Origin of the sequence: Bradyrhizobium sp. SZCCHNR3119 (assembly GCF_032487775.1) — a bacterium.
GTDB lineage: Bacteria > Pseudomonadota > Alphaproteobacteria > Rhizobiales > Xanthobacteraceae > Bradyrhizobium.
Window position 1 is genome coordinate 5072225 of sequence record NZ_JAUEUV010000001.1, and the last position, 15209, is coordinate 5087433.

The 15209-nt window shown below is 63.5% G+C and carries 14 protein-coding genes and 1 pseudogene; 7 read left to right on the forward strand and 8 right to left on the reverse strand.

Annotation, left to right across the window (positions count from 1 at the left end; translation table 11 throughout):
- From QX034_RS23350 to QX034_RS23370, 5 genes are all read right to left on the reverse strand, one after another.
- Window positions 1-1227, reverse strand: coding sequence for a bifunctional alpha/beta hydrolase/OsmC family protein (locus QX034_RS23350; protein WP_315706283.1), 1227 nt, complete (start codon window positions 1225-1227; stop codon window positions 1-3).
- A gap of 88 nt (window positions 1228-1315) precedes the next feature.
- Entirely contained in the window at window positions 1316-1678 is a 363-nt protein-coding gene (locus QX034_RS23355; protein ID WP_315769526.1) for a hypothetical protein, read from the reverse strand.
- 43 nt (window positions 1679-1721) lie between these two features.
- Entirely contained in the window at window positions 1722-2384 is a 663-nt protein-coding gene (locus QX034_RS23360) for a sulfite oxidase-like oxidoreductase (RefSeq protein ID WP_315762225.1), read from the reverse strand.
- A gap of 9 nt (window positions 2385-2393) precedes the next feature.
- Window positions 2394-3719 carry an MFS transporter gene (locus QX034_RS23365; RefSeq protein WP_316173678.1) on the reverse strand — a complete coding sequence of 442 codons (1326 nt, stop codon included), beginning with the start codon at window positions 3717-3719 and terminating at the stop codon, window positions 2394-2396.
- 167 nt (window positions 3720-3886) lie between these two features.
- The gene (locus QX034_RS23370; RefSeq protein WP_316190666.1) at window positions 3887-4663 is read right to left on the reverse strand and encodes an SDR family oxidoreductase; all 777 of its coding nucleotides are present in this window, start codon (window positions 4661-4663) and stop codon (window positions 3887-3889) included.
- Window positions 4664-4830: 167 nt separating this feature from the next.
- Between QX034_RS23370 and QX034_RS23375 the strand changes: the two genes are divergently transcribed.
- The gene (locus tag QX034_RS23375) at window positions 4831-5907 is read left to right on the forward strand and encodes a tartrate dehydrogenase (protein WP_316190665.1); all 1077 of its coding nucleotides are present in this window, start codon (window positions 4831-4833) and stop codon (window positions 5905-5907) included.
- Window positions 5908-6032: 125 nt separating this feature from the next.
- On the opposite strand, the gene QX034_RS23380 is transcribed toward QX034_RS23375, so the two are convergent.
- The 3 genes from QX034_RS23380 to QX034_RS23390 all read right to left on the reverse strand — a co-directional run bounded on the left by QX034_RS23380 (window position 6033) and on the right by QX034_RS23390 (window position 9371).
- Window positions 6033-6944, reverse strand: coding sequence for an NAD(P)-dependent oxidoreductase (locus QX034_RS23380; protein WP_315706277.1), 912 nt, complete (start codon window positions 6942-6944; stop codon window positions 6033-6035).
- Between the two features lie 214 nt (window positions 6945-7158).
- On the reverse strand, window positions 7159-8409 hold the full coding sequence (locus QX034_RS23385) for a Zn-dependent hydrolase (RefSeq protein WP_315729752.1): 1251 nt from the start codon (window positions 8407-8409) through the stop codon (window positions 7159-7161).
- Between the two features lie 32 nt (window positions 8410-8441).
- Window positions 8442-9371 carry a LysR family transcriptional regulator gene (locus tag QX034_RS23390; RefSeq protein ID WP_315706275.1) on the reverse strand — a complete coding sequence of 310 codons (930 nt, stop codon included), beginning with the start codon at window positions 9369-9371 and terminating at the stop codon, window positions 8442-8444.
- 114 nt (window positions 9372-9485) lie between these two features.
- Here QX034_RS23390 and QX034_RS23395 point away from each other — a divergent pair.
- The 6 genes and pseudogenes from QX034_RS23395 to QX034_RS23420 all read left to right on the forward strand — a co-directional run bounded on the left by QX034_RS23395 (window position 9486) and on the right by QX034_RS23420 (window position 15093).
- Window positions 9486-10305 (forward strand): annotated as a pseudogene (locus QX034_RS23395) (putative hydro-lyase).
- An 85-nt stretch (window positions 10306-10390) separates the two neighbouring features.
- Window positions 10391-11635 (forward strand): ABC transporter substrate-binding protein, encoded by a 1245-nt coding sequence (locus QX034_RS23400; RefSeq protein WP_315729750.1) that lies wholly within the window; start codon window positions 10391-10393, stop codon window positions 11633-11635.
- 159 nt (window positions 11636-11794) lie between these two features.
- Window positions 11795-12673, forward strand: a complete 879-nt coding sequence (locus QX034_RS23405) for a branched-chain amino acid ABC transporter permease (protein WP_315706272.1) — start codon at window positions 11795-11797, stop codon at window positions 12671-12673.
- On the forward strand, window positions 12673-13677 hold the full coding sequence (locus QX034_RS23410) for a branched-chain amino acid ABC transporter permease (RefSeq protein WP_315706271.1): 1005 nt from the start codon (window positions 12673-12675) through the stop codon (window positions 13675-13677). Before QX034_RS23405 ends, QX034_RS23410 begins: the two co-directional genes overlap by 1 nt.
- Window positions 13674-14405, forward strand: coding sequence for an ABC transporter ATP-binding protein (locus tag QX034_RS23415; RefSeq protein ID WP_315729748.1), 732 nt, complete (start codon window positions 13674-13676; stop codon window positions 14403-14405). Before QX034_RS23410 ends, QX034_RS23415 begins: the two co-directional genes overlap by 4 nt.
- Window positions 14389-15093 (forward strand): ABC transporter ATP-binding protein, encoded by a 705-nt coding sequence (locus QX034_RS23420; RefSeq protein WP_315751103.1) that lies wholly within the window; start codon window positions 14389-14391, stop codon window positions 15091-15093. Before QX034_RS23415 ends, QX034_RS23420 begins: the two co-directional genes overlap by 17 nt.
- Window positions 15094-15209: the final 116 nt, after the last annotated feature.

The following is a 15209-nucleotide window of genomic DNA, read 5'->3' on the forward strand; positions in this document are numbered from 1 at the left end:
TCAGTCCGCTCGCCGCGTGAGAATACGGATCTCCGAGGTCAGGGTCCGATGCACCGGGCACTTGTCGGCGATCTCCATCAGCTTCGCACGCTGGGCCTCGTCGAGCGCGCCGTCCATGACGATCACCCGTTCGATCTGATCGATCAGGCCGACCTTGGTCTCGCACTCCGCGCAATCTTCTGCGTGGATCTTGCTGTGCGTCAGCCGCACGGTGACGCGATCGAGCGGCAGGAATTTGCGTTCGGCATAAAGGCGCAACGTCATCGAGGTGCAGGCGCCAAGCGCGGTCAGCAGGAAGTCGTAAGGGCCGGGCCCCGAGTCCTGGCCGCCGGCCGCGATCGGCTCGTCGGCTGTGAGCTGGTGCGGGCCGACACTGATCGTCTGCTGGAATTTGCTGCTGCGGGTCTCGCGCACGACCACTTCGCGCGGGCCCTCATCCGCTGCCGCGGCCGTCGGCTGTGACACCGGCGGTTCGATGTAGCGGCTCGCCCAGCTCGCGACGACGTCTGCGATATAGGTGGCGTCCTGTTTGCTGCTGACGAGATGGTCGGCATGGTCGAGCGAGACGAAGCTCTTCGGGTGCTTGGCGGTGACGAAGATGCGCGTGGCGTTGTCGATACCCACGGTGTCATCGACAGGCGAATGCATGACGAGCAGCGCCTTGTGCAGGTGAACGACCTTGTCGAGCAGACGCTGCTCGGCGACGTCATCGAGAAAGGAGCGGCTGATGCGGAACGGCCGGCCGGCGAGCGAGACCTCGGCCGAGCCTTGGACGCGGATGTCCTCGATCTTGTCCTTGAACAAACCCGCGACATGGGCGGGATCGGAGGGCGCCGCGATCGTGACCACGGCTTTGGCCTCCGGGATCTCCGCGGCCGCGGCGAGCATGGCGGGGCCGCCGAGGCTGTGGCCGATCAGGAGCGCCGGCGCGGCCCGCGTCTCGCGCAGGTGGTCGGCCGCACGGATGAGGTCGGCAACGTTGGAGGAAAAGGCCGTGTTGGCGAAGTCGCCTTCGCTGGAGCCGAGCCCGGTGAAATCGAAACGCAGCACCGCGATGCCGTGGGCTGCGAGCGCCATTGCGATCCGTCGCGCCGCGTGGGTTTCCTTGCCGCAGGAGAAGCAATGCGCAAACAGCGCATAGGCGTGCGGCTGGCCATCCGGCAGATCGAGCGCAGCGGCCAGCTTCTCGCCATTTGCGCCGTCAAACTGGAAACGTTCGGTCGGCATCGTCTGGTCCCCAATCGTTGCGTCTCAACCACCGCTCAAGCCGAGGGCGCGGACGACCTCAGCAGTTTCACTCGCGACACAGCAATGGTCAGTCTCGAGGCGGCAAAAGTTGAATTTCCTGTTCGCCGTTCCGGATCACTGACCGCAGGTCTTGGGCGACGATATCGGAGATCCATCGGACGAGTGCTGGAAGGGCTTCGTCCTTCGCTCGCCGACGAAGTTCGGGCAAGTCCCGCTCCATCGCGGTGCCCACTTTGATGTGGAGACGTTCAAAAGGCACGTGGCCGTTTGGCGGCCAGTATCGTGCATCAAACAGCCGCCTGCCGTGGCTACGAACGAGTTGGACGTGAATTCCGATGTTTGCCTTCGTGAGTGCCTCGACGATGACGGAGGGCTTGAGGAGATAGCCATAGCCTTTCGGGATCTCGCCCGTCTCTGAGGTAAATTCCATGCTCTATCTCCGGCGCTTTTCTTCATGACGAGGCCGCCCCTTGTCACTCCGAATAGCGCTGCTCGGCCCAGGGATCGCCGCGATTATGATAGCCGCGCACCTCCCAATAGCCGGGCGCATCCTTGTCGAGAAATTCGATCCCCTTCAGCCATTTGGCGCTCTTCCAGAAATACAGATGCGGCACGACGACCCTGACGGGACCGCCATGCTCGCCGGTCAAGGGAACGCCGGACCAGCTGTGCGCGAGCAGCGCGTCCGCAGCCGCGAAATCCTCGAGCGAAAGATTTGTGGTGTAGCCATCATAGGAATGCAGCACGACGAAATCCGCCGCGTCGCGCGGCCGGCAGGCGGCGAGCAGGTCGCGTGTCGAAAGCCCTTCCCACTGGTTGTCGTAGCGCGACCAGGTGGTCACGCAATGGATGTCGGAGACGAACTGGCGCTGGTCCTGGGCGAGGAAGGTCGGAAAGTCCCAGTACAGCGGATTTTCCACCGTGCCGTAGACGTCGAGCCGCCAGCGTTCGCGCGAGATCCCGGGCGTGAGCCCGAGATCAAGCACGGGCCAGTCCCGCGTCAGGTGCTGTCCCGGCGGCAGCCGCTGATCCTCGGGCCGCACGATCTTGCCGGTGAGGAACTTGCCTTCGCTGGCCCAGCGCTGCTTGCTGCGGGTGAGCTTGCTCTCGGGCGGAACCTCGTCCCCGTCGGCCATTTCAACACCTCATTCGTGCCGATGCATGGCAGAAGCATGCTTGGTGTCGCGCATCGTCGCATAGATGATCAGCGACAGGAAGATGATGCCGGACAGATAATAATAGAACCAGGTCTCGTGTCCGATGCTCTTGAAATAGAGCGCGATGGCCGGCGCCGTGCCGCCGAAGATCGAGACCGTCAGCGCATAGGGGACGCCGACGCCGAGCGCGCGCACATTGGTCGGGAACAGTTCGGCCTTCACCACCGCGTTGATCGAGGTGTAGCCGGCGGTGAAGATCCAGGCGCCGCAGATCAGGAGGAAGGCGATGAACGGCTCCTTCGTCTCCTTCAGCAATGTCAGGATCGGAATGGTCGCAAGCGTGCCGGCGACGCCGAAGAAGATCAGAAGCGGCTTGCGGCCGATCTTATCGGAGATCGCGCCATAGATCGGCTGCAGGATGGTCGCGAACAACAGCGAGCCGAAGATCACGGTCGTGGTCTGGTCTGCGGTGAGGCCGACCGAAAGCTTCACGAACGTCTGCATGTAGGTGGTGAAGGTGTAGAACGCCGCGGTGCCGCCGGCCGTCAAGCCGACCACCAGCAACAGCTCCCGCGGATATTTGAACAGCTGGACGATCGAGCCGGAGGGACGGACCTTCTTCTTCGCTTCGACGAAGGCTTCGGTCTCTTGCAGGTTCCGTCGCATCACCGCGACGAAGATCGCGAGCCCCGCGCCGATCGCGAACGGAATGCGCCAGCCCCAGTCCTTCAGCTGATCGGGTGTCAGGAACACCTTCTGCAGCAGCAGAAGCACGATGATCGCGGTGAGCTGACCGCCGATCAGCGTCACATATTGGAAGCTCGAATAGAAGCCACGATGCTTGGCGTCCGCGACTTCGCTGAGATAGGTGGCGCTGGCGCCATATTCACCACCGAGGCTCAGGCCTTCGATCACGCGCGCCAGGGCCAGGATGATCGGTGCGGCGATTCCGATCGACGCATAGGTCGGCGTCACCGCGATGATCAGCGAGCCGAAGCACATGCAGAGCACCGAGACCGTCAGCGACAGCCTGCGGCCGAAATGGTCGGCGATATAGCCGAACAGCCAGCCGCCCAAGGGGCGCATCAGGAAGGTGGCCGCGAACACCACGGCGGCATTGAGCTGCTCGACGACCGGGTCCTTCGACGGAAAGAAGGCTGGTGCAAAATACAGCGCGAAAGCCGTGTAGGCGTAAAAATCGTACCATTCGACCAGGTTGCCGGCTGAGCCGATCAGGATCGCACGGATCCGGCGCTCTACATCGACGAACGTTGTCGTTTCTTGTCTTGCAGGCTGCAGCGCCTGGTCTGTCATTTCAAGTCTCCGGGAACGCGATTGTTGGGGCCCTTCTACGGCACGCGACCGGATTGTCAAAATGTCAAAAGTATATCGGTCTGGCCTGCGCCGGGTGCGCTTCGTCAGTCCCGGGTGGCGTCACGGTGCGCCACATCCTCGTCCGCAGCAGGGGCGGAGCAGGGCAGTTACGCCCAGCCGGCGGCTATGCCGCCGTCGACGGTAAAAATCACGCCAGACGTATAGCCGGAGCGGTCGGAGGCGAGAAACGTCATCAGATCGGCGATCTCGCGCGGATGCGCCGGCCGGCCCAGCGGCAGGCTCTTCTGGAATTCCCGGTAACGGCTTTCGTCGCCGAACAGGTCGCGGGCGCGGGTCTTGAGCAGCGTTACGTGGCGGTCGGTCCCGACCGGCCCGGGATTGATGCCGACGACGCGGATGTTGTCGGCAAGGCTCTTGGAGCCGAGCGCACGGGTGAACGCCATCAACGCTGCATTGCCGGCGCTGCCGCAGATGTAGTTGGCGTCGAACTTTTCACCGGCCGCGCCGATATCGTTGACGATCACGCCGTGGCCGCGGGCCTTCATCTGCGCATAGACGAGCCGGGTCAGATTGATGAAGCCGAACACCTTGAGGTCCCAGGCATGGCGCCAGGTCGCCTCGTCGATCTTGTCGAGCGAACCGCCGGGAATGTCGCCGGCATTGTTGACGAGGATGTCGATGTCTGCGGCTTCCTGCGCAAGCCTGGTGACATCTTCCGGCTTTCGCAGGTCGACGACGTGGGCTGCGGTATCGATCTGGTGTTGGGCACGAAGCCGGTCGGCAAGCGCTTTCAGTTGATCGCCGCTTCGCGCGGCGAGGCGGAGATGGCAGCCTTCCTCGGCGAAAGCCTCGGCCGCGGCGGCGCCGATACCTTTGGAAGCGCCGGTGATGAGGATGCGCTTGCCGGACAAATGCAGATCCATGGGATGACTCGGGGGCTGGTGGGGCGGAGAGGTCCGATGAATTTCAAGTGACGAGCCGGCGCGGTCAACATTGCAGTGCAGCGTTGCGCTTCACGTTGCTTTGAGCCATTGCATGGACCGCAGACAGCGGCCGTACCAACCGGCTCGAAGAACAAGGAATCTCATCGATGAGCGTCAAGAAACCCTACCGGATCGCAGTCATTCCCGGCGACGGCATCGGCAAGGAGGTGATGCCGGAGGGGATGCGCGTCATCGAGGCCGCCGCGAAGAAGCATGGCGTGGCTGTGCAGTTCGACCATTTCGATTTTGCCTCCTGGGACTATTACGAGAAGCATGGCGAGATGATGCCGGAGGACTGGAAGGAAAAAATCGGCAAGCACGACGCGATCTATTTCGGCGCAGTCGGCTGGCCGGCGAAGATTCCGGACCACGTCTCGCTCTGGGGCTCGCTGATCAAATTCCGCCGCGAGTTCGACCAATATGTGAATCTGCGGCCCGTGCGCTTGATGCCGGGCGTGCCGTCGCCGCTCGCGAACCGCAAGCCGGGCGATATCGACTTCTGGGTGGTGCGCGAGAACACCGAAGGCGAATATTCGTCGGTCGGCGGCCGAATGTTCCCGGGCACCGAGCGCGAATTCGTCACCCAGCAGACGGTGATGACCCGCACCGGCGTCGACCGCATCCTGAAATTCGCCTTCGAGCTCGCGCAGTCGCGGCCGAAGAAGCATCTGACCTCGGCGACCAAGTCGAATGGCATCTCGATCACGATGCCCTATTGGGACGAGCGGGTCGAGGCGATGGCGAAGAACTATCCGGGCGTGAAGTGGGACAAGTATCACATCGACATCTTGACCGCCAATTTCGTGCTGCATCCGGACTGGTTTGATGTCGTGGTCGGCTCCAACCTGTTCGGGGATATCCTCTCCGATCTCGGCCCGGCCTGCACCGGCACGATCGGCATCGCACCGTCGGGCAACATCAATCCGGAGCGGAATTTCCCGTCCGTATTCGAGCCGGTGCACGGCTCGGCGCCCGATATCGCGGGGCAGGGCATCGCCAACCCGATCGGCATGATCTGGTCGGGCGCGATGATGCTGGAGCATCTCGGAGAGAAGACCGCCGCCAACGCGATCGTCGGCGCGATCGAGCGCACGCTGGCCGAGCGCACTTTGCGGACCCGCGACCTCGGCGGCAATGCCGACACTGTGACGTGCGGGAGGGCGGTTGCGGATATGGTGGAGTAATCACCGCTGTTCGTGTGCTGTCGTAGGGTGGGCAAAGGCGCGCATGCGCCGTGCCCACCACTACATACGAACGCTGCCGGATGGTGGGCACGCTTCGCTTTGCCCACCCTACAAGAAATAACCGTCTATGCCTTCGCCACCCGCCGGCAATGCTCCCAGGCGGCGTCAATCAGGTTTTCGCTCGCTTCCGGCGTGCGGAACGCGGAGTGCGCTGACAGCGTCACATTGGGGATCGTCGTGAGGACATGATCCTTCGGCAGCGGCTCGATGTTGAAGACGTCGAGGCCGGCATGGCGGATGTGGCCTGATTTCAGCGCCTCGATCATCGCGGCCTCGTCGACGATGGCGCCGCGCGCGGTGTTGACCAGGATCACGCCCTTGCGCATCTGCGCGATGCGCTCGCGCGATAGGAAGCCGCGGGTCTCGTCGTTGAGCAGCAGGTGCAGTGAAACGACGTGGCTGCTTGCAAGCAGCTCGTCGAGGTTGACGAAAGTCACGCCCGGATGCGTCTTCGACGTCCGGTTCCAGGCGATCACTTTCATGCCGCTGCCGGATGCGATCCGGGCCACTTCCGCGGCAATACCGCCGAAGCCGATCAGGCCGAGCGTCTTGCCGGTGAGCTGCATGCCGTCATCGCGCAGCCAGTTGCCGGCGCGCATCTCGCGATCCATCTGCGCCAGCCCACGCGCGGACGCCCACATCAGCGCGATGGCGGCTTCGGCCACGGCCGTGTCGCCATAGCCCTTGATCAGGTGCACGGTGATGCCGAGCTCTGCCAGCTCTTCGGGGTTCATGTAGCTGCGCGCGCCTGTTCCGAGGAACACGACGTGCTTCAGCCCCTTGCAATGCTTTGCGACCTCGGTCGGCAGTGCGGTGTGATCGACGATGCCGATCTCGGCGCCGTCGAGAACGGCGGGCCAATCCTCGGGGGTGATGTTGGGATCGAGGTTGACCTTGACCGCGATGTCATCCGGCCTGCGCTGCCGTTCGAAAATCTCCGCAAGCGAGTCATTGGCGTCGATGAAAACTCCGCGCACGTGATATTCTCCTTCAAGAGTGGGCCCGAGCACTCGCGCCAACAAAGGTACGCTCCCTCCCCCCTTGTGGGGGAGGGCCGGGGAGGGGGGTACCCCGTGAAGACTGCCGCTGTGGACCCCCACCCCCGGCCCCTCCCCGCAAGGGGGGAGGGGAGCGCAGCGCGTTCTGCGGCGATCGGCTTGACAGACAATTAGTTCAGCAAGACGACGGAAGTCACGACGCGACGCCGGCGAGCGCCAGCACCGTGTGCATCAGGACATTGGCGCCGGCGGCGCAATCCGTCTGCGTGGCATCTTCCAGCTCATTGTGGCTGATGCCGTCTTTGCAGGGCACGAACACCATCGCGGTGGGCATGACCGTGTTGAGGTTGCAGGCATCGTGCCCGGCGCCGGAGGTGATGCGACGGTGCGAATAGCCGAGGCTTGCAGCGGCATGCTCCACCGCATCGACCAGCTTGGGATCGAAATGCGTCGGCGGCTTGCGCCAGACCAGATCGATGGCGATATCGACTTTGCGCCTGGTCGCGATCTCGGCAGCGGCTGCGCGCAAGCCCTTGTCGAGGGCTTCGAGCGTGTCGGCGTCCTTGCTGCGGCAGTCGATGGTGAAGGCGATCTCGCCGGGAATGACGTTGCGCGAGGGATTCAGGATCACGGCTTCGCCGATGGTGGCGACCGCATTCGGCCCGAGCCTGATTGCGATCTGCTCGAGCGCCAGTGCGAACTGCGACAGCGTCAACAGCGCGTCGCGGCGCAGCGGCATCGGCGTCGAGCCGGCGTGGCTTTCGAATCCCGTGATCCGGCCGTCGTACCAGAATACGCCCTGGCCGGAATCGACCACGCCGATGGTCTTGTTCTCGGCTTCGAGGATCGGGCCCTGCTCGATATGCAGCTCGACGAAGCTTCCGAATTTCTGGGTGCCGACCTTGGTCTCGCCGCGATAGCCTATTCTGTCGAGCGCCTCGCCGACCGTGACACCTTCGGCGTCCTTGCGCGACAGGATGTCCTCGACGGTGAAATCGCCGACATAGGCGGCCGAGGCCATCATCGCCGGCGCGAAGCGCGAGCCTTCCTCATTGGTCCAGTTGACGACGCAGATCGGCGCCTCGGTCTCGATATCAGCATCATTCAGCGTGCGGATCACTTCGAGCGCGCCCAGCGTGCCCAGGATGCCATCGAACTTGCCGCCCGTCGGCTGGGTATCGAGGTGCGAGCCGATCCCGACCGGCGGCTTCGACATGTCGCGACCTTTGCGCAGGCCGAACATGGAGCCGAGCGCATCGACATGCACTTCGAGGCCGGCATCCTCGCAAGCCTTGCGAAACCAGTCGCGCACCTGCCTGTCTTCCTCGCTCAAGGTCAGCCGGCGTACGCCGCCTTTTGCCGTGGCGCCGAACTTGGCGGTCTCGTGAATGGTACCCCAGAGGCGGGCGGAATCGATCTGCAGATTGGTGGTGGCTCGGCTCATTGCATCTTCCATTTCACCCGGCATCGAGGCCTTCAATGGCTCGGCACCAATTCCGCGTCAACCGATGCCGGCGCTTGGCTGCTCATCTGCGCCGTCTGGGCTGCAAGCTCGGCGACGCGCTCGATCGCGATCATCTCGGGCGAGGCGAGCCAGCTTGCGGTGAAGGTGAGCGGCGAGATCCGCATATCGGTTTTCAGCTCCTGCAGGCGGCCATCGGCGAGTTCGCGCGCGACAATCGCGGCCGGGATCACGGCGACGCCGAGCCCTTCGATCGCCATGTGAATCACGGTCGCCAGCGATGCGCTGGCATGCAGCCGGATCGGCGGCAGGTCGGGGCGGTTGAACAGCGAGCGAACGTTCTCATAGGGCTGGGTCTTGCGTGGGAAGGTGATGATGGGAAACTTCGCGATCTCCGCGATCGTCAGCAGCGCACCGCCGAGACCGAGCGCAGGGCTTGCCAGGAAGCTGATCGGGTAGTCACACAGCACGCGGTTACGAATACCGGGCGCCGATGGCGGGCCGAGGGCGAATGCGAGTTCGATCTCCTGCGCCAGCAGCCGGGCATGGAGGTTCGGCGTGACGTCGACCTCGATCTCCAGCGAGAGGTTCGGGTAGCTGTCGTTGACGTGCTTGATCAGCCGCGGCAGCCAGTCATGCACGATGGTTTCGGCGACGCCGAGCCGCAGCACCCCGCGCATGGCCGAGCGATCGCCGACCTCGGCGAGCATCTCGGTGCGCAAGCCGATCAGCTTCTCTGCATACACCAGCATCTGCCGTCCGCTCGGCGTTGGGGAGGCCGCGCGGTGATCGCGGTTGAGCAGCTTCACCCCGAGCTCGCGCTCCATCTGGGCGATGCGCTGGGAAATGGCAGGTTGGGTGGTGTTGAGCCGCTGGGCGGCGCCGCGAAAGCTGCCAAGCTTCACCACCCAGAGGAAAGTTTCGATCGATCGGAAATCCAGCATTGTCACTCGCGTTGGATCAATCAGATTTATCGTTTCCGATTAAAAACGAAGATTAGACTTTATAGCACGGCTGGGGTTGAGTGCGTTTGTCGAGATATTAGGCAAATGGCTCAAATGACTGTTTCGGCGGCAGTGCAGCATGGATGGTAATGAAGTAGGGATTTTGCCCAGCCATCAGGCGCGGCTCGACTATCGGGCAGGCAGGGGCTGGAGCACAGCCGGCGTCGCCAACGGCTTCGTGCAGGGCAATCTTGCGATTCTGCCGGAGCGTTATGCCGGCGCATTTCATCGTTTCTGTCAGCTCAATCCCAAGCCGTGTCCGATCATCGGCATCTCGGACGTCGGTGATCCGCACATTCCCTCGCTCGGCACCGATCTCGACATTCGTACCGATGTGCCGCGGTATCGCGTCTGGCGCGATGGCGAACTCGTCGAGGAGCCGACCGACATTCTCTCGCATTGGCGGGACGATCTCGTCGCCTTCGTGCTCGGCTGCTCCTTTTCATTTGAAGAAGCACTGATGGCGGACGGGCTGCCGATCCGGCACATCGAACGCAAGGTGCGCGTCCCGATGTACCGCACCAACATTGCCTGCCAGCCTTCGGCGCCGTTCGCTGGTCCCATGGTGGTCTCGATGCGCCCGTTCAAACCGGCCCAGGCGATCCGGGCGGTGCAGATCACCACGCGCTTTCCTGCCGTCCACGGCGCGCCGGTGCATCTCGGCCATCCGCATCTGATTGGCATCGCCGATATCAACAAGCCTGATTATGGTGATCCGGTGCCGGTTGCGGCCGACGAGATTCCGGTGTTCTGGGCTTGCGGCGTCACGCCCCAGGCGGTGATAGCAGCGGCAAGGTTGCCGTTCGCGATCACCCACGCGCCCGGGTTGATGTTGATCACCGATCTTAAAAACAAGGACCTTGCCGTGCTTTAATGGGCAGTGTCTGCCGCTTCTTGAGGCTTTACCGACCGCATTAATCGCTTCATCGATGCCAGCCGTTTGATAAGGGAATCTTGCAATGAGCATCACGCGCCGAAATGTCTTGCTGGGAGCTACTGCCGCCGCTGCGCTCGGGCCGATCGCGGCCCGCGCGCAAACGTCCGAGGTGAAGATCGGGATCATCTATCCGTTCTCCGGCGCCAGCGCCCAGATCGGCGTCGACGCGCAACGCGCCTTCGAGACCGCGGCCGAGATCATCAACAACAAGTATGATTTCGATCTGCCGCTCGCGCGCACCGAGGGCCTGCCGGGGCTCGGTGGCGCCAAGGTCAAGCTCATCTTCGCCGATCACCAGGCCGACCCGCAGAAGGGTCGCGCCGAGACCGAGCGCCTGATCACCCAGGAAAACGTCTGCGCCGTCATCGGCTCCTACCAGAGCGCGGTGGCCGTCACCGCGAGCCAGACCTGCGAGCGCTATCAGATCCCCTATATCTCGGCCGACAATTCCTCGCCGAGCCTGCATCGCCGCGGGCTGAAGTATTATTTCCGCGCCGCCCCGCATGACGAGATGTTCTCGCAGGCGATGTTCGACTTCTTCGATGCGATGAAGAAGAAGGGCACCAAGATCGAGACGCTGGCGCTGTTCCACGAGGATACGATCTTCGGCACCGATTCCGGCAACTCGCAGCTCAAGCTCGCCAAGGAGCGCGGCTACAAAGTAGTGGCCGACATCAAATACCGCGCCAACTCGCCATCGCTCTCGGCAGAAGTGCAGCAGCTGAAGGCGGCCAACGCAGACGTGCTGATGCCGTCGAGCTACACCACCGACGGCATCCTCCTGGTCAAGACCATGGCCGAGCTCGGCTACAAGCCGAACGCGATCGTGGCGCAGGATGCCGGCTTCTCGGAGAAGGCGCTTTATGATGCCGTCGGCGACAAGCTCGAAGGTGTCATCTCGCGCGGCTCGTTCTCGCTCGACCTCGCCGCCAAGCGGCCGATGGTCGGCAAGATCAACGACATGTTCAAGGCGAAGTCGGGCAAGGACCTGAACGATTTCTCCTCGCGCCAGTTCATGGGCCTGATCGTGATGGCCGACGCCATCAACCGTGCCAAGTCGACCGATGGCGAGAAGATCCGCGAGTCGCTGGTCGCGACCGACATGCCGGGCGAGCAGACCATCATGCCGTGGAAGCGGGTGAAGTTCGACGAGAGCGGCCAGAACAACGACGCCGATCCGGTGCTGCTGCAATATGTCGGCGGCAAGTTCGTCACGATCTTCCCGGAGCAGGCGGCGGTGGCTCAGGCCATCTGGCCGATGAAGTAAGGGCCGTCCGGCGCGACAGGCGGTGACGGTTGGGATGATGACGGAGCATCCATTTTGCTCCGTCATTGCGAGGAGCGCAGCGACGAAGCAATCCGGAGCATTTTGCGAAAACTGGATTGCTTCGCTTCGCTCGCAATGACGGGAATGGAGTGACTTGCTGTGACAGCCGAGACCATCATTCAAAGTCTCGCGTCGGGCCTGCTGATGGGTCTGCTCTACGGCCTGATCGCCGTGGGGCTTGCCCTCATCTTCGGGCTGATGGACGTGGTGAATTTCGCCCATGGCGAATTCCTGATGATCGCGATGTATGCGACCTTCTTCCTGTTCGCCTTCTTCGCGCTCGATCCCCTGTTGGCGGCGCCGCTGGTCGCCGCCGCGCTCTTCATCTTCGGGGCAGTGGTTTACTTGCTGGTCGTGAGATTTGCGGTCAGAGCCAAGGCCAATACCGGCATGGTGCAGATCTTTTCCACCTTCGGTCTCGCCGTGCTGATGCGCGGGCTGGCGCAGTATTTCTTCACGCCCGACTATCGCAGCATCACCCATTCCTGGCTTGGCGGTAAGACGATCTCGATCGCCGGCATCTATCTGCCCGAGCCGCAGCTGGTCGGGGCGCTGATCGCGATCGCGGCCTTTGCCGGGCTCTATTTCTTCATCCATCGCACCGATTTCGGCCGGGCGCTGGAAGCGACCCGCGAGGATGCGGGCGCGGTGGCGCTGGTCGGCATCGACAAGAACAAGGTGTTTGCGCTGGGTTGGGGCCTTGGTGCTGCGCTGGTCGGGCTCGCCGGCGCGGTGATGGCGATCTTCTTCTACGTCTTCCCGGATGTCGGCGCATCGTTTGCGACCATCGCCTATGTCACCGTGGCGCTCGGCGGCTTCGGCAGCGTGTTCGGCGCTTTCGCCGGCGGCATCATCGTCGGCCTGGTCGAGGCGGTCACAACGCTGATCTTGCCGGCTTCGCTGAAAACGGTCGGCATCTATGCCGTCTACCTGTTTGTCGTCTTCATCCGGCCGCGCGGCCTGTTCGGGTCGATCTGATGGACAAGGCTTTCGCTCAACGCCGCCGCCGCGACCTGATCATCGCTGCCTGCCTCGCAGGGCTTGCTGCGCTGGTGCCGCTGTTCGTCAAGGATGTCTATTATCAGAACATCATGGTCTTGACCCTGCTGTACGCGGCGCTCTCGCAGAGCTGGAACATCCTGTCGGGCTATTGCGGCCAGATCTCGCTGGGACATGCGCTCTATTTCGGGCTCGGCGCCTACACGACGGCGCTCCTTTATACCAAGTTCGGCGTGCTGCCCTGGTTCGGCATGCTCGCGGGCGGGGCCATTTCCTCGGGGGTCGCGATGGCGCTCGGCTATCCCTGCTTCCGGCTGCGCGGGCACTACTTCGTCATCGCCACTATCGTCATCGCCGAGATCGCGCTGCTCCTGATCCAGAATTGGGACTGGGCAGGGGCCGCGCTCGGCATCACGCTTCCGATGAAGCGCGACAGCTGGCTGACGTTCCAGTTCGCCCGCTCAAAGCTGCCTTACTTCTATTTTGCGCTGGCGCTGGCCTGCGTCGCCTGGTTCGTGACCTGGTGGCTGGAGGATTCCAAATGGGGCTATTGGTGGCGCGCGGTGAAGGACAATCCGGACGCCGCCGAGAGCCTCGGCGTGGTCGTGTTCGATTCCAAGGTGGGCGCGGCGGCCGTCTCGGCGTTCCTGGTGGCGATCGGCGGCAGCTTCTACGCCTTGTTCGTGTCCTACATCGATCCTGAAAGCGTGATGGGCTTCCAGTTCTCGCTGCTCATGGCGCTTCCCGCGGTGCTCGGCGGCATCGGCACGCTGTGGGGCCCGGCGCTGGGCGCCGTGATCCTGATTCCGCTGACCGAGTTGACTCGCTCCTATATCGGCGGCTCCGGACGCGGCGTCGACCTCATCGTCTATGGTGCGCTGATCGTCGTGATCTCGTTGGCGCGGCCGCAAGGCCTGGTCAGCCTGTTCACGCGCAAGCCAAAGCCGGCCGCAGGGGCCGTCCGAGAGGCGGTGACGCCATGACGATTCTGCTGGAAACCCGCAACATCACCCAGCGCTTTTCGGGATTGACCGCCAACAGCAATGTCTCGATCTCGGTGCAGCGGGGCGAAATCGTCGGCCTGATCGGTCCGAACGGCGCCGGCAAGTCGACGCTGTTCAACCTGATCGCTGGCGCGTTCCGCCCGACCGAAGGCACCATCGTCTTCGACGGCGAGGATGTCACGGCGCTGCCTGCTGCGGAAAGGTGCCAGCGCGGCATTGGCCGCACCTTCCAGGTGGTTAAGAGTTTCGAGAGCATGACGGTGATCGAGAACGTCATCGTCGGCGCCTTGGTGCGCACCACCGTGATGCGCGAAGCGCGCCGCAAGGCGCATGAGGTGCTGGCGTTCTGCGGGCTCGACGCCCGGGCTGATGTGCTGGCGAGCGATCTCGTGCCGTCGGAGAAGCGACGTCTGGAGGTGGCGCGTGCGCTGGCGACCGAGCCGAAGCTGTTGCTGCTGGACGAGGTGCTCACCGGTCTTACGCCGGTCGAGTCGCAGAAAGGTGTCGAGCTGGTGCGCCGGGTGCGCGACACCGGCGTCACCGTGCTGATGGTCGAACACGTCATGGAGATCGTGATGCCGCTGGTCGATCGCGCCATCGTGCTGGATCTCGGCAAGGTGCTGCTCGAAGGCAAGCCCACCGACGTGGTCCGCGATCCGAAAGTCATCACTGCCTATCTTGGGGACCGCCATGCTGTCGGTGCGTGACGTCACCACGGCCTATCAGGGCCTGGTCGCGATCTCGAATGTCTCGATCGATGTCGAGAAGGGCGAGATCGTCTGCGTCGCCGGCGCCAATGGCGCGGGCAAGTCGACGCTGTTGAAATCCATCGCCGGCGCCGAGCGGCCGCGCGCTGGTAGCATCACTTTCGATGGCAGCCGGATCGACGGCCTTGCGCAGCATCTGATTACCGCGCGCGGCATCGCCTACGTGCCGGAGAACCGGCGGCTGTTTCCGCGCCTGTCGGTGCGCGACAATTTGCGGCTCGGCAGCTATCTCTATCGGAGCGAGAGCAACCGCGAGGAGCCGCTTGAGTTCGTGTTCAAGCTGTTCCCGCGGCTGTCGGAGCGGCTGGAGCAGCGCGCCGAGACGCTCTCGGGCGGCGAGCAGCAGATGCTTGCGATCGGTCGGGCGCTGATGACGCGGCCGCGGCTGTTGATGCTGGACGAGCCGTCCCAGGGCATCATGCCGAAGCTGGTGGACGAGATCTTCCAGTCGGTCAAGCGCATCCGCGACGCCGGCATGACCGTGCTCATCGTCGAGCAGCGCATGGCCGAGTGCCTGGAGATCGCCGACCGCGCCTACATCCTGCAGACCGGCCGCGTCCTGATGAACGGCAAGGCCAGCGAGATCGCTGTGAATGCCGATGTCCGCAAGGCGTATCTGGGGCTGTAGGCACTCTCCATCGTCATTTGCGAGGAGCCGCAGGCGACGAAGATTTGTAGGGTGGGCAAAGGCGCGGAGCGCCGTGCCCACCGGCTGCGAGCGTTAAAGCGCAAGGTGGGCACGCT